This is a genomic window from Nonomuraea jiangxiensis (genome assembly GCF_900099965.1).
GTDB lineage: Bacteria > Actinomycetota > Actinomycetes > Streptosporangiales > Streptosporangiaceae > Nonomuraea > Nonomuraea jiangxiensis.
The window spans coordinates 15,881-38,409 of sequence record NZ_FNDJ01000052.1; the positions used below are offsets into that span (position 1 = coordinate 15,881).

Here is a 22,529-nt window from a genome sequence, read left to right on the forward strand (position 1 = left end):
GGGCTGATACGCCGTGGGAGGCCGGGCTCCTGGCGTCGGTCTCGTGATCGAGTCAAACACACCGGGGTTCTTCCGCCTGGCCTTCGCCCTCGTTCTCCTCAGCGCCCTCGCCCTGTCCGCGACGCTGCGCTTCCCCGAGATCCTGCTCGACCCGCGCTCCTTCGCGGCCGGCGGGTCCACGCGCGGCTGCCGGTGCCGCCATGACCATCCGCGTGCTCCTGGTGGACGACCAGCCCTGGTTGCGGCTGGGGTTCCGGGCGGTGCTGGAGCAGGAGCCGGACACGCGCTGCCGGCGGACCTGCTGAGCGGCATCCGCGTGGTCGCCTCCGGTGACGCCGCCGTCGCGCCGGGCGTGACGCGGCGGCTGATCTCGGAGTTCGCCCCCCACCTGCCGGCCTCGGACACCCCGGCGCCGCTCGACGAGCTGACCACGCGGGAACGCGACGTGCTGATGGAGCTCCCCCGCGCCCGCTCGAACGCCGAGATCGCCGCCCGGCTGCACATCTCCGAGGCGACGGTGACGGTTCATGTCGGCCGCGTGCTCGGCAAGCTCGGCCTGCGGGATCGCGGGGAGGCGGCTCAGCCCTGGCCGTCGGCGAGCCAGTCGGGATAGTCGTTGAGGTCGTGGGTGACCGGCAGGCTGACGATCAGGCCGCCGTCTCGCTCCTTGATGTGGCGTTCGAGGTCAGGGACCCGGCGCGCAGGGGTGATGAACGTGAGCTCCCAGGTGGTGATGTCGCCTGAGGAGCCGCCGGCCCGTGGCACCTCGGAGATGTCGATCGAGGTCGCGAGGTCCGCGCCGAGGATGCCGTGAATGAGCTCGGCCGCCCTCTCATGACCCTCGATCGTCGTGTGAACCTCAATGAATTCCGACATGAGGGATTCCTTCTGGCGGGGTGGGTTCACCCTACCCATCGGATCGCCCGGAGGACGGACGGCCCACCGGGGAATCGCGGCGGGCCACGCCTCCGGCAGGCGAGGTGAGCGGGGATCCAGCCAGGCCGAAATCATGACATATGTCCCTATGTGGCTTCGGTGAGCGGACCGTACCGTACGGGTGTTCAAGCGGTCGCGAGAACGTCCCTGGGAGCCGGGCACAGAGGCGCCCGAGCAGGGGATCGACCATGTTCTGAGCTTCGAGGGAGCCGTGGATGGCAGGCAGGGCAGTGGTTCTGGGCAGCGGCGGGGTCATCGGGATCGCCTGGGAGACGGGCGTGCTGGCCGCGCTCGCGGCGGACGGTCTCGACCTGCGCGAGGCCGACCTGATCGTCGGCACGTCGGCGGGCGCGGTGGTCGGCGCCCAGCTCGCCACGGGGCTCCACCCCGAGGACCTGTACGCCCGCCAGCTCCGCCCGCCGGTCGGCGAGCAGGCGCCGAAGGCGTCGCCGTTCGCGCCGTTCCGGATCGCGTGGCAGTTGACCAGGTCGAAGACGATCGAGGAGTACGGCGCCCGGATGGGCAGGATCGCCCTGGCCGCCAGGACCCCCTCGGAGCAGGAACGACGGGCGGAGGTGGCGCGGTGGCTCGGCGACGAGGTGCGGGAATGGCCGGACAGGCGGCTGGTCATCACGGCCGTCGACGCGGAGACCGGCAAGGCCGCCGACTTCGACGCGGCCGGCGGGGTGGACCTGGTGGACGCCGTGTGCGCCAGTACGGCCGGCCCCGGCACCCGTCCGCCGGCCACGATCGGAGGGCGCCGCTACATCGACGGCGGGACACGTTCACCGGCCAACGTTGACCTGGCCGCCGGATACGAGCGCATCGTGGTCATCGCGCCGTTCACGCGGGGCGGCGGGGTCATACCGGGGGTGGAGCGGCAGATCGCCGAGCTGGGAGACCAGGCCAAGGTGGCGCTCATCACGCCCGACGCGGCGAGCTGGCGCGAGGCCAGGGGCCGCTCGCTGTCCGGCCTCCTCGACCCGGCCCGCCGCGCCCCCGCCGCCAGGAACGGCCGCTCGGTACGGGCGGCGGAACGAGTCGCCGCCGTCTGGAACGCCTGACGGCCCAACGGGCGGCACAGGGGCCCGTTGAGGAGCGGATACGGGCGGCTCAGGGGGCCGTTGAAGAGCGGACGCCGTTGAGGGGGCGGGTGGCTCAGGGGGGTGGTGGGGCGGTGGAGGAGCGGATGATGAGCTCGTGCGGGAAGATCAGCCGCTCCGGCGGGGCGGCCTCCCCCGACAGCAGCAGCCGCCCGGCCGCCGCCCCGATCTCCTGCTTGGCCTGCCTGATCGTGGTGAGCCCTGCCTCCTCGGCCGCGCTGTCGGAGAACCCCACCACCGACAGCTCCCCGGGCACCTCCAGCCCCAGGTCGGCCGCGGCGTCCAGCACCCCCAGCGCCAGCACGTCGGTGTTGGTCAGGATCGCGGTGGGCCGCGGATCGAGCCCGAGCAGGGCGTGCCCCGCCCGGCGCCCGGACTCGCGGGTGTTGCGCGCCAGCTCGTAGAGCGGCACCCCGGCCCAGTCCACCCCGGCCTCCTCGCAGGCCCGCTGGTAGCCCGTCCGCCGCCGCCGCATGGCCTCGAACACTGCGCCCTCCTGGCGCCCGAGGTCCGCCCAGCCGGAGTGGCCGTCGTCGTTGAGCGCGACCATGGCCACCCCCAGCCGCCGGTGCCCGAGCTCCAGCACGTGCCGGGCAGCCGCCGCCGCGGCGGCGGGCTCGTCGATCCCCAGGAACGGCCGGCCGGGCACGTAGGGCTCGTCCACCACCACCACGGGCAACTTCCTGGCCAGTACCTCCGCCAGCGCCGGATGCCCGTCCGGCAGCGAGACCACGCAGAAGGCGTCCACCACCGCGTCCTTGACCGTGTCGCTGCGCCGGTCGCCGTGCGGCAGCGGCAGGATCAGCAGCCCCACCCCCGCGTCCTCGGCGGCCGTGGCCAGCCCCTGGAAGAACCCGATCGCGTACGGGTCGGCGAACGCGTAGGCCAGAGTCTCGCCGAACAGCAGCCCGAGCGCCCCCGCCCGCCCCAGCCGCAGGGAGCGCGCGGTCGGGTTGGGGCCCGCGTAGCCGAGCTCGTCGGCCACCTCCAGGATGCGCCGCCGCAACCCGTCGCTGAGCTGGTCGGGCCGGGAGAAGGCGTAGGACACCGTGGCCCGGGAGACGCCGAGCCGGTCGGCGATCGTCTGGAGAGTGACCCTGGGCATCGTCCAACGGTATCGAAAGAGGTTGCCGACCCCTCCTTAATCAATTAAGGTCTTAATGGATTAAGGAGGAGTCATGGAGGCCATGCAAGTGCTCGCACACCAGACCGCCATGGGTCATAGCGCCTCGCTGGGCGAGGCCCTGCCCGGCGCGCCGCGCCGCCCGCACCGGGAGAGGCGCACGGTCCGGGTGCGGCTCGCGTACTCGCTCAGATGGACCGCCGACCGCCTGGACCCCGCCTGCCGCCCGGCCTGAGGGGTCAGCGCCCGTCCAGTGCCCGGTCCAGTTCGCTGCGCAGGATGTGCTGGAACGTCGCGACGTGGTCGGCGTTCATGAGGGTGTAGTGCGCGCCCGGCACCTCCACGTACCGGTTCTCGCCACGGGTGAACTTGTCCCAGGCGCGCAGCTCGTGGTCCAGCCACTCCTGCTTGGTGCCGCGCAGCGGGTCGGCGTAGAAGACGGTGACAGAGGCGACCGTGCCGCTCGGCTCGTACGTGCGGCCCGCGCGGACCAGCGACTGGGCCAGCTCCACCCAGGAGGCGAAGCCGTCCCGGTCGAGGTCGAGCTCGGCCAGGCGGCGGGGTGAGGCGAGCGCCATGATCTGGTCGATCTGCCGCCGCCTGGGCTGACCGCGCAGGGGCCCCGCCAGCCGCTCGGCCTGGTCCGGGGCGATGAGGTCGAGGAAGAGCGCCAGGTGCAGCGCGCCTTCGGTGTAGTCCAGCTCCCGCATCCGGGCCTTGATGTGCGGCGGCAGGTTGACGATCCCGACGAAGTCGACCTGTTCGCCCTGCCCCTCCAGGGCCTTGGCGGTCTCGAAGGCCACCGCGCTGCCGTAGGAGTAGCCCGCGATCGCGTACGGCCCGCGCTCCTGGCGGCGGCGGATCGCCTCCACGTAGCAGGAGACCATCTCCTCGAAGCCGCTGAAATGCGTTTCGCCGGGGCCGAAGCCGCGGGCGCGCAGGGCGTAGAAGGGACGCTCGCCGGTGAAGTAGTGGGCCAGGTTGACGAAGACGAGCACCTCGCCCACGCCGGGATGGACGCAGAACAGCGGCGTACGGTCACCGGTCTGCTGGAGCGGCACGATCGGGTCGTAACCGCGACTCCGCCCGGCATCGCCGAGGAGGGCGGCCAGGTCGCGGACGGCCGGGGCGCGCAGGATCGACACCGCCGGCAGATCGGTGCCGGGGAAGTCGCGCTCCAGGCGCTGCTTGAGCCGCAGCACGTCCAGGGAGGTGCCGCCCAGCTCCAGCAGGGTCGTCGTGGCGCCGACCGAGCCGGGGTCGAGACCGAACAGGTCGGCGTAGACGGCGGCGACCTTGCGCTCGGCCGGGCCGTCCGGTGGCACGTGGCCGCCGAGCCGCCGCGCGGTCAGTTCGTCCAGCCATCGCTGCCGGGCGGCGAAGCGACCCTCCTCCAGCCGGTGCCGCAGGAGCGTGCGCTGGATCTTCCCCAGGCTGGTCCTGGGCATCTCCGGACGCGGCAGCGGGAGGACCAGTCCGGGGCGGAAGCCCCACACCAGCGTGACAGTGCTGCGGACGGCCGCGACCGCCTGGTGGATCCGCGCCTCGTCGGACATGGGCACCGCCGGCGTGAACAGCACGGCCAGTTGCTCGGTGTCGCCGCCCGGCGGCCGGGTCGGGAAGGCGGCGACGTAGGAGGACTCGACCTCGGGCAGCTCGCCCAGCGCCGTCTCCACCTCGTGGCTGAAGTAGTTGACGCCGTTGACGATGATGCTGTCCTTGCTGCGGCCGGTCAGCCGCAGGCGCCCGCCGTCCAGCAGGCCCCGGTCACCGGTACGGAACCAGCCGTCGGCGGTGAAGGCCGCCGCGCTCGATCTCGGGTCGTTGTGGTAGCCCGGGAAGACCATCGGGCCGCGTACCTGCAGCTCACCCTCGATGCCGTCCTGGACCGGGTGCCCGCCTTCGTCGGTGATCCGCAGGTCGAGGCCGCGGATCGGCGGCCCGAGCGAGGCGAACTCCTGCCCGGCGTCCACGGCCGGGAAGTCCAGGTTCATGGTGCTTCCCGCGCACATCTCCGTCATCCCGAACGCGGGCACGATCGCTCGGGGGCTCAGCCCGTACGGGGCCAGGAGGTCCAGGAAGCGGCGCGCGGTGGCGCAGACGACCGCCTCGCCGCCGGAGATGATGTGCCGCAGCGCCGACAGGTCGAGGTCGTCGTCCTGGTCCCCGTCAGGGAAGGCACGGAGGATCTCGCCGAGGAGGAAGTTGGGGGCGAAGGTCAAGGTGACGCGGTGGTCCGCGGCCAGGCGCAGCAGGCGTACCGGGTCGCCGAGCACGACCTGCGGCTGCACCTGCACCTGGGACCCGCCGGCCGACATCGGCAGCAGGTGCCCCTCGATGGCCGCGACGTGGTCGAACGCGATCAGGTTCAGCATCACGTCGGCGTCGCCGACCTCCAGCCGTTCGGCCTTGGCGGCCATCGACGCCAGCAGGTTGGCGTGCGTCAGCGGGACGGCCTTGGACGCGCCTGACGACCCCGACGTGAGCATCAGCAGCGCCGGGCCGTCGGGGTCGCAGGACGCGGGGGAGGGCGCCGGCCCTCCTGGCAGGTCGTCGAGGAGCACCACCCGGCCGGGCAGCGGCGGGAGGTCGCGCCGGACGGCGTCATTCGTCACGATCAGCGGGTCGGCCAGCAGTCTGGTGACGTGCTCCAGATGGGCGGACCAGCGGGCGGAGTCGCCGCGGAGCGGCGCCATCGGGCACGGTACGAGGCCGCCGAGCACGCATGCCCAGAAGGCCGGGATCACCTCGTCAGGCCGCTCCAGCAGCAGCACCACCGCCGAGCCGGGCTCGGCGCCGTGCCGTCGCAGCCCGCCGAGCAGTTCGAAGGCCGCCTCCTTGAGCGCGGCGTACGACTGCTCGGTCTCGGTGCCGTCGTCGCAGACGTACCGGACGCCGCGACCGGGGCACTGGGCGGCTCGTACCAGCAGGCCGGCGATCCCGTTCGGGCTGGTCACCGTTCACTCCCTCCGAAGGGCCGGCCGGCGCTCAGCCCGTCGAGCCTGCGCATGGTCGTCTCGCGGTCGTTGAGCAGGGGGAACGGCTCGCCGGGCGGCGGCGCGACGCCGAGGAAGCCGCACAGGGGCTCCCATCCCCGGCGCACGTCGAATACCAGGAGCCGATCGGCGGGCAGGGAGCGCCGGACGGTGGCCGCATGGCGTTCGAAGGCGGCGATCGCCTGCTCCCTGCCGGGCGTCCAGTCGGGAAACGGCCTGGTCTCGCCAAAGGTCTCGCGGGCCATGCGCCGCAGGAGCGGGTGCAGCCCGAGGAGCGGGTCGCGGGAGAGGCCGCCGGCGGCGATCGAGGCCGCCCGCCGGCTGACCATGGCGCGGAAGCTGGCGTACCAGCGGCCGGGGTCGCGGACCGTGAGTACGACCTTGGCCCGCGGGAACGCCTCGGCCAGCGGGCGCCAGAAGAAGCTGGCGGGCCAGTCCACGGCCGATCGGTAACCCGCGAAGACCCGCTCCCATCCCGCGGGACCGTCGGGCACGGCCGGCAGCCACCGCTCGACCAGCTCCGCGTGATCGAAAAGCTCGTACATGTGGTGGCAGGGACCGAAACCGAGGCGTTCCAGCGCCGCTTTGAGTGACAGGGTGCCCGTCCGCGGCAATCCCGCCCCGATCACCTCAAGCATGGCTGCCTGCTTCCCGTCCGGCTCGGCTCCTTCCGATCAGGTACCGCTACCGGAGGGGGGCATGCGGCGAGTCGCCCGGTAAAGGTGCTGTTTTGCCGAAATATGTGCAGCCGCAGGGACATGAGTCAGCGTGGCTTTTGGCGGGTGCCCGCTCAGCACGGCTTCCCCTTTAGACTGTGACGGGCATGTCACCCTCAGTAGTGCTCGGAGCATCCCATGCACATGGCCTGGATCATCGTCGTCGCGGCCGCGGCGGCCCCGCAGACCCCGGCCCCGCACGCCCCGGCCGCGCTGGCCTGCCACGCCGCCACCCCGGCGGGCGACCCCCTGACCTTCAGCCCCAGCGTGGGCCTGACGCCGAGGCGCGTGACGGCCCGCGGCCATCTCGAGCTCACCGGCTGCGTGTCACCCGACGGCACGGCCACCGCCCTGAGCTCGGGCTGGGTCGCCGTCAAGGCCACCGCGCTGGCCTCCTGCACCAGCACGCGCCAGGTCCGCGGCAGCGCCGTCATCACCTGGTTCGGCCTGGACGGCCGCCCGGTCGGCACCTCCAAGCTACGGGTCAGGGCCGACGGACTGGCCGTCCAGCGCCCGGCCGACAGCCTGCTCACCGGCTCCGTCACCGCGGGCCCCCTCGCCGGGGAGCGCGTCAGCGGCGGTGTCACCCCCGCCACGCCCCTGCTCGTCTGCGCCACCCAGGGCATGACCGGCCTGCCCGGCTCCGGCCGCGTGACCTTCGGTTAGCCGCGTCCCGGACGGCCGGTCAGCGGCCCGCGAGCCGGTCGCCGGCGTAGTCGAGCAGCCGCTCGGCCGTGGCGAAGCGGCTCTCGGAGGTGCTGCCGTTCAGCAGGACGCCCACCACCTGCTCCCCGCTCCGCTCGCCCGCGAACATCAGGCAGTAGCCGGCCGCCTTGATGTAGCCGGTCTTCACGCCCAGCACCCCGCTCGCCCGTGACAGCAGCTCATTGGAGTTGCGCCAGGTGTGCGGCCGGTGCACCGCCGACTTGGCCACCGTGTGCACCTTGGTCCCCACGATGGTCCTGAACGTGCTGCTCTCCAGCATGTGCTGGGCCAGCTTGGCCTGATCGACGGCGGTCGAGTGGCCGGGGCTGGGGTCGGGCATGCCGTCCGTGTTGGTGTAGCGGGTGTCCTCCAGCCCGAGGGAGCGGGCCGCCTGGTTCATCTTGGCGACGAAGGCCGTCCTGCCGGGGCCGTACCGCCGGGCCAGGGCGTTGGCCGCGTCGGCTGCCGAGGGGAGCAGGAGAGCGTAGAGGAGGTCCCTGACCGTCAGGCGTTCGCCCGGCTTGAGTCCCGCCGTGGTGGCCCCGCCCCTGGAGCCGTACTTGACGTCGGCGGAGGTGATGGTGATGGTGTCGCTCAGCCGGGCCTCGCGCAGCACGACGTACGCCGTCATGACCTTGACCAGGCTGGCCACCGGGAAGCGGTCGGTCTCCCGCTTCCCGAAAAGGACCGTTCCCGATGAGTCGACCACGTACGCCGCCCTGGCCGCCACCTTCGGAGCATGGGCGGCCGTCTCCTGCGCCACGGCCACGGCCGGCGAGGCGAACCCCACAACCAGTGCGAGCGTGGCAGAACCTATGAAACCCCCAGTACGCATGGCAAACATGGTGTCAGTTGATCAAGGGTTCGTTTGCCTACTCGGGCCATAAGGCACCATCAGATGGGGGTAAATGTATGGCAGGTCCAACGGGGCGGGGGGCGGCCGTGGCAGGCAGGTTCGTCATCAGCGAGGACGAGCGCGGCGGGTTCCGCTTCGAGCTCGTCGCGAACAACGGGCAGACGCTGGCGGTGGGGGAGGGCTTCCCCACCAAGATGGCCTGCGTGAACGGCATCGAGACGGTACGCAGGAACGCTCCCGAGGCCGCGATCGACGACCGGACCGGCCGGGGGCAGGCGTCCCCGGCCCCCGAGATCTAGGACGGTCTACGACACCACGGCTTTCGCGTCGGCGGCGCGCCGCTTCCGCCTGCGCCGGGCCACGAACCACCCCGCGCCCGCGACGACCGCCACCGCCACCACACCCGCCGTGATCGGTGACCGCGCGGCCAGCTCCAGCCACCCCCACACGATCGCCGTGAGCCCGAACCACCAGATCGGCGCCCAGGTCAGGCAGCCCAGCGCGCTGGCGACCACGTACCAGGGATAGGAGACGCGCAACGCCCCTGCCACCCAGGGCAGCGTGTGCCGCAGCATGGGCACCCAGAAGCAGCCGTAGACGGCCAGCGCGCCCCACTTCTCGACGATCTGCTCGATCTTCGCGATGCGCTCGCGGCCCAGCTTGACGCCGATCCGCGAGTCGTAGAGCCTCTCACCCAGCTTGCGGCCGACCCAGTAGTAGACCTGGAACGCGCCGAACAGGGCGAGGATCAGCACGGCGCCCACCAGCCAGTACGGCAGGCCGAACCACGACGGGCGCGCCGGGTCAGGGATCATCGCCTGCCACATCTCTGACCCATCGCCCCTCCCACCCCTTAGGTCAGCCTCACCTTAGTTTAAGGGGCAAGTTCTCGCCACACCCGCCTGCAAGCCCCCTGCAAAAGGTGCAACTCGCCGACAAGCGGTACTCAACCACCCTCATCCACTCTAGGGGTGAGCCAGAAGGGGTGTTGAAGATGACGACGAGAAGCACGGCCGTCCTGGCCACCGGCAGCGCGAACGCGGCCAAGCTCTTCGTGGCGGCCCTCGCCTTCACCAGCGCGTACGTCGGCTTCTCCGCCTACAGCAACGCCACCGCCGGCACGCAGGCCCGCCCCGCCCACCAGATCGTCCTGTCGGCCCGCGAGCTGCCGGTCATCGAGAAGATCGCCGCCCCCGTCAAGGTGGGCGAGGTCACCCTGAGCGCCCTGGCCGGCGGCAGCGGGCACTGCGCCAAGGAGTACGTGGCCCGGGGCAGGACCACCCGGTCCGACCCCGCCCAGTTCGTGACGTACGGCTGGAAGCTCACCCGCTGGAGCCAGGCCACCAAGACCTGGCGCACCTATCTCGCGGACTACGACGGCTTCTCCGGCGGCACGGACACCGCCGAGTGGCGGCTCCACGTCTCCGGCGACCCGGGCTGGTATCGCGTTGAGCTGTCCGTCGCGGGCGCCGAGGCGATCAAGAGCGACCGTTTCCAGGTCAGCTGCTGACCGACTGCCGCGCCGCCTCCACCCAGCGTGGCACGCCGACCCGCTCGGCCACCTCAAGAGCCTTCTTGTAGTGGTCACGCGCGGCCTCCGGCTGCCCCAGGCGCACGGCCAGGTCGCCGAGCGTCAGCGCCACCGGCCACAGCGCCACCACGCCGGTGCCCGCGCCCGCCACCCGGTCGGCGAACGGCTTGAGCTTGTCGTAGCAGTCGACCATCCGCTCCCGGTCGTCGAGCAGCATCCCGGCCAGCGCCCGCCAGGTCATCGCCAGCTCGTAGAGGAAGTCCGGCCGCACCGGCGGGCGGGTGGCGGCCACGGCCTTGGCGTCGTTGAGGTGCCCGGCCGAGGCCAGCGCCAGCGCGTAGGCGTCGAGCGTCCACTTGGCGCCCTGCATGTGCTTCTCGGCCAGCAGATCGACCGTCTCGGCCGCCCGGCCCGCCACCAGGTGCAGGCAGAACTGCGTGATCAGCGGCAGGTCCTGGCGGCCCTCCAGCATGCCGGCCCGCTGCGTCATCCTGGCCGCCTCGCGGTAGGTCCGTTCGGCGCTCTCGTAGTCGCCGGCGATCATCTGCCGCTGGCCCGCGTACCAGACGACGACCGCGGCGGGCGCCGACAGGTCGTACTGTCTGGCCAGGGTGTCGGCGGCGGCCGCGTGCTCGTCGGCGACCGCGAACTCGCCCCGGGCCGCCGCGCACTCCAGCAGCACCAGGTGCGCCAGCGCCTGCGTGGCCATCTGCCCGGAGCGCTGGGCCACCTCCAGCAACTCGCGGCCGATGCTCTCGCGGGTGTCCACGGCGGGGATGTCGTAGGACTGGCGCAGCCGTCCGCTGAGCGCCGCCGCGATCAGCGCCGGGTCACCGCTCTGCCTGGCCAGCTCCAGCGCCTCCAGCGAGGCCTGCCGTCCGCGCTCGGGCGAGGAGGAGCCCTCCAGCTCCAGCGCGAGCGTCGTCAGCAGGCTGGCCCGCAGCCGCTGCTCGCCCGCGGGCAGCTCCATGAGCGCCTTCTCGGTGACGTCGACGATCTCCCACGCGGTGCGGGTGAAGTCGCGGGCCATGCCCTTGTGCGGCACGGCCAGCGAGGCCGCCACCTTCGCGGTGATCTCCAGGTCGCCCAGCGGCAGCGCCGCGTCCATGGCCTGGCGGCGCAGCATCCTGGCCGCGGTCATGTCACCGCACAGCGCGAGCGCCCTGATCTGGCGCAGCATGAGCCGCAGCCGCTCCTTGGCGCGCTCGGGCTCCTGTGGGCCGCCCTGGTCGTCGTTGCGCGACCGGTCGAACGCGGCGATGGCCTGCTCCCACAGCGTGGCCGCCTCGCGGTGGGCGAACCGCCGCTCGGCCTGCTCGGCCGCCAGCCCCGCGTAGTGCACCGCCTTCCCGGCCGCGTCGGCCAGGAAGTAGTGGTGGGCCAGCGCCGCCACGTCGGACGGCGTGCGCTGCTCGATCACCGAGGCCACTGCCGCGTGCAGCCGGGTGCGGCGCAGCCGGGAGGCGTCGGAGTAGAGCGTGTCGCGCACCAGGTCGTGGTCGAACCTGAGCAGCCCGGGACCCGGCTCCGTCACCAGCCCCGCCAGCAGCGCCGCCTCCACGGCCTCGATCACGGACTCCTCGTCCACCGCCACGGCCACCAGCACGTCGAGATCGACGTCCCGGCCGATCACCGCGGCCTGCAGCAGGATCTGCTGCGCGCCGGCCGGCAGCCGCGAGATGCGCCGCCGCAGCACGTCACGCACGCCGGAGGGCACCCGCGAGAGCACCTCGGTCGCGCTGGCCCGGTCGGCCGCGCCCTCGGAGTCGAGCAGGCGCACGGTCTCGCGGACGAAGAACGGGTTGCCGCCGGTGCGCTCGACGATCGACTCGACCGCGTCCTCGTCGATCTCGCGTACGCACGTCGCCCTGACCAGCTCGGCCACGGCCTTCGGATCGAGCCCCGACAGGCCCACCCGCACCGGGCCCAGCCTGGCCAGCGCGGCCAGCACGTCGGACTGGCGGTCGTCGAGCTCGCTCTCCCTGCACGTCACCACCAGCAGCACCCGGCTGGTCGCCAGCAGGCTCGGCAGCGCCCGCAGCAGGGCGAGCGTCTGGTCGTCGGCCCAGTGCAGGTCTTCGAGCGTCAGCAGCACCGGCGCGCGGCGCGCCACCCCGGCCAGGTAGCCGCCGACCGCGCGGTGCAGCCGGAACCCGCCGGACACCTCGTCCTCGTCGGGGTCGGGGGCGGCGTCGTCGAGCAGCGGCGCGAGCAGCTGCGCGTATTCGCCCGCGCCCGTCGTCTCGGTGAGCGCGCGCAGGATCTCCACCCAGGCCCAGCCGGGCGGGGTGGCGCTGGAGTCGGGGCAGGCGCCGGAGGCGGCGATCCAGCCGTCCGTGGCCAGCCTGCTCTCCAGCTGGCGCAGCAGCGTGGTCTTGCCCGCGCCCGCGACCCCGGTAACGATCGCGACCTGGAACCGGCCGGTGCGGGAGGCCGCCGTGGTCAGCCGGGCCAGCTCGGCGTCGCGGCCGACGAACGGCTCCGGCTCCAGCGGCGGCGGCTCGACCGGCGTGGCCGGCCGGGGCGGCCAGGTGTCGGTGACCGGCGCGGGCCTCGGCGGCCGGGCCGGGGTGGCCAGCTCCAGCTCGGGCGACTGGGCCAGGATGTCGGACTCCAGCTTGCGCAGCGCCGGCCCGGGGTCGATGCCGAGCTCGTCGGCCAGGATGTTCCTGGCCCTGCGCAGCGCGGCCAGCGCGTCGCCCTGACGGCCGCAGCGGTAGAGGCCGAGCGCGAGCAGCCGCCAGCCCTCCTCGCGCAGCGGGTGCTCGGTGGTGAGCGCCTCCAGGTCGGGCACGGTCTCGGCGTGCAGGCCCAGCCGCAGGCCGGTGTCGCAGTGCCGCTCGCGGGCCACCACGCGCAGCTCCGCCAGCCGGTTGACCTCGGCCTCGGCCCACTGCTGGTCCGCGAAGTCGGAGTAGGGGGTGCCGCGCCACAGGCCCAGCGCCTTCTCCAGACGGCCGCGGGCGGACTGCGGGTCGCCCTCCTCCAGGTGCTCGCCCGCCGCGCGTACGAGCTGCTCGAACCTGAGCGCGTCGACCTGGTCGGGGGCCACCCGCAACGCGTAGCCGGAGGCGACCGTCACCAGCAGCCGGTTGGGCCCGCCGCGCGGGCGGCCCGGCTCCAGCACCCGGCGCAGGCGCGAGATGTAGACCTGCAGGCCCGACTGCGCGCCCTTGGCTGCGTCGTCGTCCCACAGATCGTAAAGAAGTGTGTCAACTGGCACGACCTGACCTCGTGCCACGAGCAGTCGGGCGAGGACGGCCCGCTGCCGCAACCCGCCGAGGTCGAGTTCGTCGTCGTGTTCGTACGCCTCGACTGGCCCCAGAACTCGGAACGCCACCATGTCAGCCGCCACGCTATGCGTGCCTAGGAATCACGCACAAGTCCCGTGGTTGATTAGCATCTGTTGGGTTTGGGATTGTCACCGGGTGGCCTTCGGGATCGCGGACGGGGGCTCCGCGCCGGCGTTCCGGCCGTTGCGCCTGCGCAGGAGCGCCCACGCGCCCAGAGCCAGGCCACCGAACGGGATCTCGATAGTGTAAGTCCAGAAGCCGAAGAGCAGTGCGGTCGCGATGGCGGGAGTGGCCGGCACGCCGAAGGTGATCAGCAGCGCGGCCACGCCGCTCTCCATGATCCCGGCGCCACTGGGCGTGATCAGAGCGCTGGTCAGGACCCTGGAGAGCGCGAAGACGGCGATCGACTCGGCCAGGCCGGGCCAGGCGCCGGTGCCGTGCATGCAGGCCGCCATGATCGCCCACTGGAAGCCGAGGAAGAACACCATGCCGAGGGACAACCCCGGCCAGCGGGTCCTGACGACGCCCGCGGTGTCCGCGCGCAGCCGCTGGAAGGCCTGCGAGGCGTGGAACTTCAGCCGCAGCAGCCGGACGACGCCGTCGACCGCGCGGCCGAGCACGTTCGCCGCGCGGTCCCAGTAGAGGGCGGCGGCCACGACCGCGCACAACACGAGGATCGAGACCGCGCCCGTCCAGCCCGCGCTCGCGACCGTCGGGTTGGGCGCCTTGCCCGCCGCCAGCAGCGCCATGATCCCGACGGCCGGCAGGATGAACCTGAACAACGTGTTCCAGATGCCGCTGACCAGCGTCATGACCACGAACGCGCGGCTGGTGAAGCCCCAGCCCCTGGTCATGGCGAAGGACAGCGCCACCCCCACGGCCCCGCCGAAGGGCAGCAGGTTGCTCACCGCGCTGCCCGCCGCGTTGAGCGTGAGGCCCTGAAGGTTGTTCAGGCCGGGCAGGGAGCTGGTCAGCACGAACGTGTAGGCCAGCAGGCTCAGCAGCCACAGCGCGGTCATCAGCGCGATCTCGCCGCCGTCGAGCGTGCCGAACACCTGGAGGATCTGCTGCCAGGAGACGGGCTTGCCGGTGAGCGCGTGCACGAGCTGCGGCAGGTAGAACACGAGCAGCGCGGCCAGGCCGAGCGACAGCACGGAGAGGATGATCTGGAGCCACTTGTTCTTCATCGGGATCCAGTCTGCCCGTTGGTGACGGGGGGCCTCGTCAGACTCAAGTATTAGTTCGGCCACCGATCGAAGGGATGAGTGAGGCGGGTGCCCGGGGGGAGGTCGCGGCGTACGTACCACTCCGTGCCGAAGACCAGCCGGTAGAGAGGGCGCGGGACCTTGAGCATGACGGCGAGCGTGCGGTCGCTGTCGCCGCCGCTGGCCTGGGAGGCGTGCGCGGACATGGAGGCCCGTTTCTGCCTGGTGTATTTCCGGACGTTGACCCGGTGGGTGATCGTCTCGTTCGACGAGTAGGCGCTCTCGAACGTCCGTACGTCGAACTCCGGCGGGAACTTGTAGAACCTGCCCGCCACCCGCAGCAGCCTGACCAGCGGGTCGCGGTTGACCGTCGCCTCCAGGACGACCTTCGTGCCCGCGATCTTGGCCGCCCGCTTGCCCACCCGGTGCACCTGCACGTGGTCGGGATGGCCGTAGCCGCCCGCGGGGTCGTAGATCACCACCACGTCGGCCTGCTCCTCCTGAAGGATGGCGGCCAGCGCCTTGGCAGCCTCCTCGCTGTCGGCGTCGATGAAGGCGTTGTCCGGCCGGTCCTCGGCGATGCCGCCCTTGGGGCTCAGCCCCGAGTCGCCGTAGCCGAGGCACTCCACCCGGGCGCAGCCCAGCAGCGCGGCCGACTTGTAGAGCTCCTTGAGCCTGGTCTCGCCGAGAGCCTCGCCCGGCTCCATCTCGGCCAGCCCGCGCTCGCCCGCGGTGGCCACCACGAGCACCACGCGGTGTCCCTCGGCCGCGAGCATCGCCATGGTGCCCGCCGTCAGCAGGGCCTCGTCGTCGGGATGGGCATGGAAGAACACAGCGGTACGTGGAGGCACACGCCCAGATTAGTCTGGGAGGGGTGCGGATCTTCCACGTGAGTGACTGTTACCTGCCGCGACTGGGGGGAATCGAGGTTCAGGTCGCCGACCTCGTGCGGATGCAGCGGGAGGCCGGGCACGAGGTGTCGGTGGCCACGGCGACCCGGGGGGAGCCGCTGCCCGGCGTGCACAGGATCGTCGCGAGGATGCCCTTCGACCTGCCGGTGCACCCGTTCGGCGTGGGACGGCTCATCCGCCGCATCACCGCGGACCGGCCCGACGTGGTGCACGTGCACGCGGGGGCGGTCTCGCCGTTCGCCTGGATGGGGGTGCGGGCGGCGGTGCGGGCGCGGGTGCCGTGCGTGGTGACCGTGCACAGCATGTGGGATCCGCTCACGCGGGGGGCCTACCGGTTGTTGCGGCTGGTGTTCGGCTGGCAGAGGTGGGGGCTGGTGGCCACCACGGTCAGCAACGCCGCCGCGGCCCCGATCCGCGCGGTGGCGGGGCCGGCGGTGCCGGTGCGGGTGATCTCCAACGGCCTCGACCTGTCCGGCTGGGCGCCGCCGCCGGGGACTCCGCGGCGCGGTGACGAGGTTCACATCGTGGCGGTCGGCCGGCTGGCGCCGCGAAAGCAGCCCGTACGCCTGCTGAAGCTGCTCCAGGCGGCACGGGCGCGGGTGCCCGCGGAGATTCCCCTGCGGGCCACGATCGTCGGCGACGGTCCAGCCCGGGGCCAGATGGAGCGTTTCCTCGCCCGGCACCGCATGACCGGCTGGGTCTCCCTGCCCGGCCGCTACACCAGGGAGCAGATCGCCAAGGTGCTGGAGTCGGCCGACGTGTTCGTGGCGCCCGCGCCGCGCGAGTCGTTCGGCATCGCGGCGCTGGAGGCGCGGGCGGCGGGGCTGCCGGTGGTGGCCAGGGCGCAGAGCGGGGTGGCCGACTTCGTCGAACACGGCACGGAGGGCCTGCTCGGGCGCACGCTCGGCGACCTGTCGCGGGCGGTGGCGCGGTTGTGCGTGGACGCGGAGTTGCGCGAGGCGATGGCCGCGCACAATCGCTCCACGCCGCCCGCCGCGGGCTCGTGGCCGACCGTGCTGGAGGGGTTCGAGCGGGCGTACGAGCAGGCGGCGCGCCGGTCACGAAGCGGCCCCTCATAGCCCCTTACATGACACGGCCGCCGCACCTTCCTGCCCCCCACGGGCGGTGCGGCGACCGGTCGGGACGCGACCGCCGCCGCGACCTGCCCCCCACAGGCCGGTACGCGGCGGCCGCGTCGATCAGCCGCAGGCCGAGACGATCTTGGCCTGCATCTCGGGGATCTTCGACATCGCGTTCGTGGTGGCGGTCGGGTCGTCGTAGTTCACGCTCCCGAAGATGGTCGCCAGGTCGTTCACCGCGCTCGCGAGTTCCCCGTCGTACTTGCCCGCGAGGGTCTTGAGCTTCCCTGAGGCGTCCTGACTCGCCTTCTCGATGGCCGTGGGGTCGGCCGCCGCGGCGCTCAGCTCACTCGTGATCTTCGTGATCTCCTGGCTGAGCGTGGCGCAGTCCACGGCCTGGCCGACCGCACCACAGGACGTGGTGAGAACGGCAAGAGTCAGCGTCGCTGCCGCAACGGCGAGGCGACGACGAGGGGGTGTCATTTCCGTGCCCTTCGTAGATTTACTAACGAAGGGAACATTATGGATCAGCGCTTGATCGTCACTTGCACCCCACTAACACCGCGGGCGTCAAGTGAGCGTAAATCCGCGCCGCGGCCGGGGAACGCCCGGCGGGCGACGGCCCCTTGACACCTCGTGAGGCCCGCCCGAATATTCGCATATAGAGCAACTCGGTGCGTAATACGCAACAAGGGGTGCGGGTTGACCACCACGTCCAGCTTGATCTCCACGCTGCCCGGCCGTTCGTACACCGACCCGGAGGTGTTCGCCGACGAGCAGACCAGGATCTTCGAAAACCTCTGGTTCTGCGCGGTCCGGGCCGCGGACCTGGCCGCGCCGGGCGCGTTCAGGACGGTCCAGGTCGGCAGGGAGAGCGTGATCGTCGTACGCGGCCGCGACGACCGGCTGCGCGCCTTCCTCAACGTGTGCCGGCATCGCGGCGCCCGGCTGTGCCTGGAGGACAGCGGCGAGGTGAGGCGCACGATCAGGTGCACCTATCACGCCTGGTCCTACGACCTCGACGGCCGCCTCGCCGCCGCGCCCAACCTGGCCCGGATGCCCGACATCGACCGGGTGGAATACGGCCTGGTCCCCGTGCACCTGCGCGAATGGCTCGGCTACGCCTGGGTGTGCCTGGCCGAGCGGCCGCCCTCGTTCGAGGAGACGGTGACGTACGCGGCCACCGAGCGGCTCGGCGACCCCGCCGCCATCGAGCACTACCACGTGGAAGGGCTCGCGCTCGGCCGCAGGATCGTCTACGACGTCGCGGCCAACTGGAAGCTCCTGGTCGAGAACTTCATGGAGTGCTACCACTGCGCCACGATCCACCCCGAGCTGACCGCCGTGCTGCCGGAGTTCGTCGGCGGCTACGCGGCCCAGTCCTACGTGGGCCACGGCGCCGCGTTCGCCGAGCGGGCGGAGGGGTTCACCGTGGACGGACGCGCGGGGTTCGGCAAGCTGCCCGGCGTGGCCCCGGAGCAGGACCGCCGCTATTACGCGATCACCGTCAAGCCGCAGGTCTTCGTCAACCTGGTGCCCGACCACGTGATCATGCACCGGATGTTCCCGCTGGCCGTGGACCGGACGGTGGTCGAGTGCGACTGGCTCTACCACCCCGACGTGGTCGCCTCGGGGGCGGACCTGTCGGCGTCGGTCGAGCTGTTCCACCGGGTCAACGAGCAGGATTTCGCGGCATGCGAGCAGACCCAGCCGGGGATGTCGTCACGCGCCTACCGGGACGGCGGGGTGCTGGTGCCCAGCGAGCACCACATCTCGGCCTTCCATCAGTGGGTGAACCAGCGCTTGCGCGGATAGCGCACCGTGACGCCGCCGTATTTCGACCGGCCGCTGATCACCACGTGGACCGCGCCGGGGCGGGGCCTGCTCGGCACGCTTGAGGTCGCGTGGCCCCAGTCGCTCCTGAACCCGTCCACGTTCGCCACCCCGCCCTCGGGCAGGGTGATCCGGGCCGAGCCGTAGGTGAGGTTGAGCTCGATCTCGACGACCTGGTGGTCGATGACGGCTTCGGAGAGGTCGAGGTCGACGCTGCCGTGCTTGGAGGTCACCCGCAGCCGGCGCGGGACCGCCCAGTCGCCGGAACGCTTGAGGTGGCCGTTCTTCGCCTCCAGCTCGACCACGTCGCTGACCGGGGGCTGCTCCTGGGGCAGATCACTGATCAGGCCCAGGAGGTCGCCATAGGTCTTCGCGCTCAGGGCCAGCTCAAGACGGTCTTCGAGCTCCAGTTGGTTGAGGCGGCCCTCGGCGAACGCGTGCTGCAGGCGCCGCGCGGTGCGCTCCCGGTCCTCGTCGGAGACCCGCATCTGCAATTCCGACATGCCTTGAGCATAGGTTCGCGGCGCTCAGAACGGGAGATGTCGGCCAGAAGGGGTGCGCAGATCGACGGGAGCCGGTCGTCGGATCGGCCGGGGGCGGGGGGTGACCTGGACTCTCTTCACGACACGTACGTACCCAATGGTTCGTCATGAAGTCGTTCCCGTTGGGTAGCGTTGGTGCTGATGCTGGCGGAACCCTTCCTACACCCGGCGCTCTTCTATCGGGGGGAGCGGGAATATCTGGCTGCCACCACGGCTTTCGTGCGGGCCGGGCTGGCCGCCGGAGAGCCCGTCGCGGTCGCCGTCCCGGCCGGCAATCTCGGCCTGATCGAGGCCGCGCTGGGCTCCGACGCCGAGGCCGTGCACCTGCTCGACATGAGCAGGGCCGGGCGCAACCCGGGGCGGATCATCCCCGCCGTGCTGCGTGACTTCGCCGACCGGCATCACGGCCGGCACGTGTGGATCATCGGCGAGCCGATCTGGCCGGGCCGGACGGCGACCGAATATCCCGCGTGCGCGCAGCACGAGGCTCTGATCAACCTGTCGTTCGCGGGGCGGCACATGACGATCCTGTGCCCGTACGACGCCGAGCGCCTGGATCCCGCGATCCTCCGCGAGGCCGCCCGCACTCATCCCGTGCTGCGGGACGCCACGGGGGAGTGGCCCAGCGCCGACTACGCGCCGGACCTGGTGATCGACGGGCACAACCGGCCGTTCGACGAGCCCGCTGAGTTCGTCTCGCTGCGGTTCGACCACGGCAACCTGTCCGCCGTGCGGGGCCTGGCCGGGCGCCGGGCCGCCGAGCTGGGGTTCGGCAAGGACCGGCGCGACGACGTCCGGCTGACCGTGGCCGAGCTCGGCGCCAACAGCCTCGACCACGGCGGCGGCGCGGGGCTGATCAGGGTGTGGGTCGCGGAGGGGCGGCTGGTGTGCGAGGTCAGCGACGCGGGCCACATCACCGACCCGCTGGCCGGGCGGAAGCCCGTCGATCCGCGTGCGGCGGGCTCGCGCGGGCTGCTCATCGTCAACCTGCTCAGCGACCTCGTCCGCGTCCACACCGGGGCCGGCGGCACCGCGGTCCGCGTCTACTTCGACATCCCGGACCGGCAGGACCTCCGGGGCCGGCAGGACCTCCCGGAGAGGCAGGACCATCCGGACCTTCCGCATGGACCGGACCTCCCGGACCGGCTGGATCAGCGTCCGATCTCCGACATGTTGGGATAACGGGTGCCGCGTACCGCGTCCGCGGGCACGGCCGCCGTCAGCGCGTCGAGCTGCTCGGACGTCAGCGTGATGTCCGCGGCGGCCACGTTCTCCTCCAGATACTTCAGCCGCTTCGTGCCCGGGATCGGCACCACGTCCTCACCCTGGGCGAGCACCCACGCCAGCGCGATCTGCGCCGCGGTCACCCCGGCCGCGTCCGCGATCTTCTTCACCTCCGCCGCCAGCGCCGCGTTGTGCGCGGCGTTCTCGCCCGAGTTGCGCGGCATCCACTTGCGGAAGTCGTCGTCGGGCAGCTCGTCGGCGGGCGGCACCGTGCCGGCCAGGAAACCGCGGCTGATCGGCGAGTACGCCACCAGCCCCACCCCCAGCTCCCTGGCCACCGGCAGGATCTCCGCCTCCAGGTCCCTGGTGAACAGCGAGTACTCGCTCTGCAGGGCGGCGATCGGGTGCACCGACCCGGCCCTGCGCAGCGTGTCCGCGCCCACCTCCGACAGGCCGAGGTGGCCGACCTTGCCGGCCTTGACCAGCTCGGCCATGGCGCCGACCGACTCCTCGATCGGCACCTCCGGATTGCGGCGGTGCATGTAGTAGAGGTCGATGTGGTCGACGCCGAGGCGGCGCAGCGAGGCGTCGCAGGCGGCCCTGATGTACTCGGGGCTGTTCTCGACGGAGCGGGTCGTGCCCTCACGCTTGATGCCGAATTTCGTGGCCAGCACGACCTCGTCCCGCCGGTCCTTGATGGCGCGGCCGACGAGCTGCTCGTTGGCGCCCCTGCCGTACATGTCGGCCGTGTCGAGGAAGTTCACGCCGAGGTCGAGCGCGCGGTGGATGACGGCGATCGACTCCTTGTCGTCGGTCTGGCCGTAGAACTCGGACATGCCCATGCACCCGAGCCCCAGCGCGGAGACCTGAAGGTTGCCCTGCCCTAGAGTGCGCTTGTTCATGACACCAGGTTCGCCCTTAGAGCGCGCTCTAAGTCAAACCGGGGTGCGGACCCCTGTACCCACCCTGAGGAGGCGGACCCTACCAAGGGTCGTGTTCGCACAGGTCACCAGGTGCTCTCAGGGGAGACACCGACCAAGGTATTAAGGGATCCTTCAGGGCCGGTTGGGGTCCATCTCCGATACTGCGCGTGGCCGCTTTCCAGGACTTTTGTAGGCATGAAGGGATTGCTTGTCAGCGGGTTCGCGGCCATCGGCACCGGAACGGGCGCCATGCTCACTTTGCACGCCGAGGCGGGGCTCGACCCCATGCACAGTGTCATCAGTGAGTACGCCTTCCACACCGGCGGCTGGCTGCTGCCCGCCTCGCTGACGTTGTTCGCGATCGGCGCCACGCTGATCGCCGAGGCGCTGCGCCGGGCCGGGATGAGCCGCTGGGTCTTCGCGCTGCTGTTGACGTGGGCGGCGAGCATGTTCCTGATCGGCGCCTTCCCGACCGACCGGCCCGGGGTGCCGCTGTCGTTGTCGGGCGGCATCCACCGTTACGCCGCCTTCGTGGCCTTCCTGGTGATGCCCGTGGTGGGACTGCTGCTCGCCAGGGCCCGCATCCGCCACGCCAAGGCGGTGCGCGTCCTCAGCGGGATCGCGCTCGGGGCGCTGCTGCTGGTGGTGATCCCGTACGTGGTGCGGATGTTCGGGGTGCCGCTGACCAACGACGACATCCCGGCCGGGCTGACCCAGCGGGTCGTGGTGGTCACGGAACTGGGAGTGCTGGCGCTGGCCGCGCTGTCGATGCTGCGGCCCGGGGTGCGGCACGCCGCGGTCGGGGCCGCCCTGGCGTAACCGGCCGGCGTCGTCTTGCAGGCTCCCGGGTGCTCGGCGTCCCGGGGGCCTTTTCGCTGCCCAGATGCGTGAAACGCGTTGATCGGGAAAGGGGATGTGCCTACTTTGACGCGGGAGGACTGAAATGACGATTCTGGTGGCGTATGACGGTTCCGACGATGCCAAGGCGGCCATCGCCGTCGCGGGCCGGATCATGCCCGGGCAGCGCGCGGTCGTGCTGACGGTGTGGGAGCGGGTGGCGATGGCCGCCTCCCGGGCCTCGGCGGGGCTCATGTTGACGCTCGACCAGTCCGGTCTTGAGGACGAGGCGATCGGGGAGGCGATGCGGCAGCTAGCCGAGCAGGGCGCGGAGCTGGCCCGGCAGGCGGGGCTGGAGGCGAGCGCGCGCTGCGACACGGACTCGCTGTCCGTCTGGTCGACGATCGTGGACGTCGCCGACGAGATCGACGCCGACCTCATCGTGACCGGCACGCGCGGGCTCGGCGGGATGCGCTCGCTGCTGCTGGGCGGCACGTCGGACCGGGTGCTGCACCACACCAGACGGCCGGTGCTGGTGGTGCCCGCCCCGGAGAAGGCCGACTGACGGGGCCTTATCGGCTGGCGGGGTCCGCCTACAGCGGGCTAGCATGGCGGGCATGACGACCTGCCTGGTGATGATGGCCCCCTAGGGGCTTTCACCGGCGACGTCTTGTCGAGGCCCTGCGAGCGGGGCCTCTCGTCGTGTCCGGGGCCCT

The 22,529-nt window shown here is 71.9% G+C and carries 23 protein-coding genes; 11 read left to right on the forward strand and 12 right to left on the reverse strand.

The annotated features are described in order from the left end of the window. Positions 1-43 precede the first annotated feature (43 nt). Positions 44-613 carry a response regulator transcription factor gene (locus BLS95_RS52485; RefSeq protein ID WP_245765817.1) on the forward strand — a complete coding sequence of 190 codons (570 nt, stop codon included), beginning with the start codon at positions 44-46 and terminating at the stop codon, positions 611-613. Here BLS95_RS52485 and cutA read toward each other — a convergent pair. Beyond that, the gene (gene cutA / locus BLS95_RS52490) at positions 580-876 is read right to left on the reverse strand and encodes a divalent-cation tolerance protein CutA (RefSeq protein ID WP_090947142.1); all 297 of its coding nucleotides are present in this window, start codon (positions 874-876) and stop codon (positions 580-582) included. The two genes, BLS95_RS52485 and cutA, sit on opposite strands and share 34 nt — an antisense overlap. A gap of 275 nt (positions 877-1,151) precedes the next feature. Here cutA and BLS95_RS52495 point away from each other — a divergent pair, with 275 nt between their 5' ends. Then, positions 1,152-2,000, forward strand: coding sequence for a patatin-like phospholipase family protein (locus tag BLS95_RS52495; RefSeq protein ID WP_090947143.1), 849 nt, complete (start codon positions 1,152-1,154; stop codon positions 1,998-2,000). 94 nt (positions 2,001-2,094) lie between these two features. Here the strand turns inward: BLS95_RS52495 and BLS95_RS52500 are convergent, their stop codons facing one another. Continuing rightward, positions 2,095-3,144, reverse strand: coding sequence for a LacI family DNA-binding transcriptional regulator (locus tag BLS95_RS52500; protein WP_090947144.1), 1,050 nt, complete (start codon positions 3,142-3,144; stop codon positions 2,095-2,097). Positions 3,145-3,217: 73 nt separating this feature from the next. On the opposite strand from BLS95_RS52500, the gene BLS95_RS52505 reads away from it, so the two are divergent. Further along, positions 3,218-3,397, forward strand: coding sequence for a hypothetical protein (locus BLS95_RS52505; protein ID WP_090947145.1), 180 nt, complete (start codon positions 3,218-3,220; stop codon positions 3,395-3,397). A 4-nt stretch (positions 3,398-3,401) separates the two neighbouring features. Here BLS95_RS52505 and BLS95_RS52510 read toward each other — a convergent pair whose 3' ends face one another. Next, positions 3,402-6,119 carry a non-ribosomal peptide synthetase gene (locus BLS95_RS52510; protein ID WP_090947146.1) on the reverse strand — a complete coding sequence of 906 codons (2,718 nt, stop codon included), beginning with the start codon at positions 6,117-6,119 and terminating at the stop codon, positions 3,402-3,404. Continuing rightward, positions 6,116-6,796 carry a sulfotransferase family protein gene (locus BLS95_RS52515; protein WP_176993900.1) on the reverse strand — a complete coding sequence of 227 codons (681 nt, stop codon included), beginning with the start codon at positions 6,794-6,796 and terminating at the stop codon, positions 6,116-6,118. Before BLS95_RS52515 ends, BLS95_RS52510 begins: the two co-directional genes overlap by 4 nt. A 216-nt stretch (positions 6,797-7,012) precedes the next feature. Between BLS95_RS52515 and BLS95_RS52520 the strand changes: the two genes are divergently transcribed. Further along, positions 7,013-7,540: a hypothetical protein gene (locus BLS95_RS52520; protein WP_090947147.1), complete on the forward strand. Its 528-nt coding sequence runs from the start codon at positions 7,013-7,015 to the stop codon at positions 7,538-7,540. A gap of 19 nt (positions 7,541-7,559) precedes the next feature. Here BLS95_RS52520 and BLS95_RS52525 read toward each other — a convergent pair whose 3' ends face one another. Next, positions 7,560-8,414, reverse strand: a complete 855-nt coding sequence (locus tag BLS95_RS52525; RefSeq protein ID WP_245765818.1) for a D-alanyl-D-alanine carboxypeptidase family protein — start codon at positions 8,412-8,414, stop codon at positions 7,560-7,562. A 107-nt stretch (positions 8,415-8,521) separates the two neighbouring features. Between BLS95_RS52525 and BLS95_RS52530 the strand changes: the two genes are divergently transcribed. Continuing rightward, positions 8,522-8,734, forward strand: coding sequence for a YegP family protein (locus BLS95_RS52530; RefSeq protein WP_090947148.1), 213 nt, complete (start codon positions 8,522-8,524; stop codon positions 8,732-8,734). Between the two features lie 6 nt (positions 8,735-8,740). On the opposite strand, the gene BLS95_RS52535 is transcribed toward BLS95_RS52530, so the two are convergent. Next, positions 8,741-9,250 carry a DedA family protein gene (locus BLS95_RS52535; RefSeq protein WP_245765819.1) on the reverse strand — a complete coding sequence of 170 codons (510 nt, stop codon included), beginning with the start codon at positions 9,248-9,250 and terminating at the stop codon, positions 8,741-8,743. Between the two features lie 179 nt (positions 9,251-9,429). Between BLS95_RS52535 and BLS95_RS52540 the strand changes: the two genes are divergently transcribed. Next, positions 9,430-9,945, forward strand: coding sequence for a hypothetical protein (locus tag BLS95_RS52540; RefSeq protein WP_143044294.1), 516 nt, complete (start codon positions 9,430-9,432; stop codon positions 9,943-9,945). On the opposite strand, the gene BLS95_RS52545 is transcribed toward BLS95_RS52540, so the two are convergent. From BLS95_RS52545 to BLS95_RS52555, 3 genes are all read right to left on the reverse strand, one after another. Further along, positions 9,935-13,309, reverse strand: a complete 3,375-nt coding sequence (locus BLS95_RS52545) for an ATP-binding protein (RefSeq protein WP_090947151.1) — start codon at positions 13,307-13,309, stop codon at positions 9,935-9,937. The two genes, BLS95_RS52540 and BLS95_RS52545, sit on opposite strands and share 11 nt — an antisense overlap. Positions 13,310-13,387: 78 nt before the next feature. Continuing rightward, the gene (locus BLS95_RS52550) at positions 13,388-14,446 is read right to left on the reverse strand and encodes a lysylphosphatidylglycerol synthase domain-containing protein (protein WP_090947152.1); all 1,059 of its coding nucleotides are present in this window, start codon (positions 14,444-14,446) and stop codon (positions 13,388-13,390) included. Positions 14,447-14,496: 50 nt separating this feature from the next. Next, positions 14,497-15,315, reverse strand: a complete 819-nt coding sequence (locus BLS95_RS52555) for a PIG-L deacetylase family protein (RefSeq protein ID WP_245765820.1) — start codon at positions 15,313-15,315, stop codon at positions 14,497-14,499. A gap of 38 nt (positions 15,316-15,353) precedes the next feature. Between BLS95_RS52555 and BLS95_RS52560 the strand changes: the two genes are divergently transcribed. After that, a complete protein-coding gene (locus tag BLS95_RS52560; RefSeq protein WP_090947167.1) occupies positions 15,354-16,454 on the forward strand; it encodes a glycosyltransferase family 4 protein in 1,101 nt (366 codons plus the stop codon). A gap of 120 nt (positions 16,455-16,574) precedes the next feature. On the opposite strand, the gene BLS95_RS52565 is transcribed toward BLS95_RS52560, so the two are convergent. Further along, complete coding sequence (locus BLS95_RS52565; RefSeq protein WP_143044295.1) at positions 16,575-16,937, reverse strand: hypothetical protein; 363 nt, start codon at positions 16,935-16,937, stop codon at positions 16,575-16,577. Between the two features lie 219 nt (positions 16,938-17,156). Between BLS95_RS52565 and BLS95_RS52570 the strand changes: the two genes are divergently transcribed. Then, positions 17,157-18,269: an aromatic ring-hydroxylating oxygenase subunit alpha gene (locus tag BLS95_RS52570; RefSeq protein WP_090947155.1), complete on the forward strand. Its 1,113-nt coding sequence runs from the start codon at positions 17,157-17,159 to the stop codon at positions 18,267-18,269. Here the strand turns inward: BLS95_RS52570 and BLS95_RS52575 are convergent. Further along, entirely contained in the window at positions 18,239-18,790 is a 552-nt protein-coding gene (locus BLS95_RS52575) for a DUF1707 SHOCT-like domain-containing protein (protein WP_245765821.1), read from the reverse strand. The two genes, BLS95_RS52570 and BLS95_RS52575, sit on opposite strands and share 31 nt — an antisense overlap. A 180-nt stretch (positions 18,791-18,970) precedes the next feature. Here BLS95_RS52575 and BLS95_RS52580 point away from each other — a divergent pair, with 180 nt between their 5' ends. Beyond that, positions 18,971-20,011 (forward strand): sensor histidine kinase, encoded by a 1,041-nt coding sequence (locus tag BLS95_RS52580; protein ID WP_090947168.1) that lies wholly within the window; start codon positions 18,971-18,973, stop codon positions 20,009-20,011. On the opposite strand, the gene BLS95_RS52585 is transcribed toward BLS95_RS52580, so the two are convergent. Then, the gene (locus BLS95_RS52585) at positions 19,981-20,955 is read right to left on the reverse strand and encodes an aldo/keto reductase (protein ID WP_090947157.1); all 975 of its coding nucleotides are present in this window, start codon (positions 20,953-20,955) and stop codon (positions 19,981-19,983) included. The two genes, BLS95_RS52580 and BLS95_RS52585, sit on opposite strands and share 31 nt — an antisense overlap. Positions 20,956-21,171: 216 nt before the next feature. On the opposite strand from BLS95_RS52585, the gene BLS95_RS52590 reads away from it, so the two are divergent. Beyond that, positions 21,172-21,795 (forward strand): DUF998 domain-containing protein, encoded by a 624-nt coding sequence (locus tag BLS95_RS52590; RefSeq protein WP_090947158.1) that lies wholly within the window; start codon positions 21,172-21,174, stop codon positions 21,793-21,795. 124 nt (positions 21,796-21,919) lie between these two features. Next, on the forward strand, positions 21,920-22,378 hold the full coding sequence (locus BLS95_RS52595) for a universal stress protein (RefSeq protein ID WP_090947159.1): 459 nt from the start codon (positions 21,920-21,922) through the stop codon (positions 22,376-22,378). Positions 22,379-22,529 lie beyond the last annotated feature (151 nt).

Coding starts and splice junctions, on each gene's coding strand:
- cutA (WP_090947142.1), bottom strand. CDS start 876: ATGTCGGAATTCATTGAGGTTCACACGACGATCGAGGGTCATGAGAGG.
- BLS95_RS52565 (WP_143044295.1), bottom strand. CDS start 16,937: ATGACACCCCCTCGTCGTCGCCTCGCCGTTGCGGCAGCGACGCTGACT.
- BLS95_RS52550 (WP_090947152.1), bottom strand. CDS start 14,446: ATGAAGAACAAGTGGCTCCAGATCATCCTCTCCGTGCTGTCGCTCGGC.
- BLS95_RS52585 (WP_090947157.1), bottom strand. CDS start 20,955: ATGAACAAGCGCACTCTAGGGCAGGGCAACCTTCAGGTCTCCGCGCTG.
- BLS95_RS52595 (WP_090947159.1), top strand. CDS start 21,920: ATGACGATTCTGGTGGCGTATGACGGTTCCGACGATGCCAAGGCGGCC.
- BLS95_RS52590 (WP_090947158.1), top strand. CDS start 21,172: ATGAAGGGATTGCTTGTCAGCGGGTTCGCGGCCATCGGCACCGGAACG.
- BLS95_RS52515 (WP_176993900.1), bottom strand. CDS start 6,796: ATGCTTGAGGTGATCGGGGCGGGATTGCCGCGGACGGGCACCCTGTCA.
- BLS95_RS52520 (WP_090947147.1), top strand. CDS start 7,013: ATGCACATGGCCTGGATCATCGTCGTCGCGGCCGCGGCGGCCCCGCAG.
- BLS95_RS52540 (WP_143044294.1), top strand. CDS start 9,430: ATGACGACGAGAAGCACGGCCGTCCTGGCCACCGGCAGCGCGAACGCG.
- BLS95_RS52505 (WP_090947145.1), top strand. CDS start 3,218: ATGGAGGCCATGCAAGTGCTCGCACACCAGACCGCCATGGGTCATAGC.
- BLS95_RS52580 (WP_090947168.1), top strand. CDS start 18,971: ATGCTGGCGGAACCCTTCCTACACCCGGCGCTCTTCTATCGGGGGGAG.
- BLS95_RS52525 (WP_245765818.1), bottom strand. CDS start 8,414: ATGCGTACTGGGGGTTTCATAGGTTCTGCCACGCTCGCACTGGTTGTG.
- BLS95_RS52535 (WP_245765819.1), bottom strand. CDS start 9,250: ATGATCCCTGACCCGGCGCGCCCGTCGTGGTTCGGCCTGCCGTACTGG.
- BLS95_RS52545 (WP_090947151.1), bottom strand. CDS start 13,309: ATGGTGGCGTTCCGAGTTCTGGGGCCAGTCGAGGCGTACGAACACGAC.
- BLS95_RS52575 (WP_245765821.1), bottom strand. CDS start 18,790: ATGTCGGAATTGCAGATGCGGGTCTCCGACGAGGACCGGGAGCGCACC.
- BLS95_RS52495 (WP_090947143.1), top strand. CDS start 1,152: ATGGCAGGCAGGGCAGTGGTTCTGGGCAGCGGCGGGGTCATCGGGATC.
- BLS95_RS52500 (WP_090947144.1), bottom strand. CDS start 3,144: ATGCCCAGGGTCACTCTCCAGACGATCGCCGACCGGCTCGGCGTCTCC.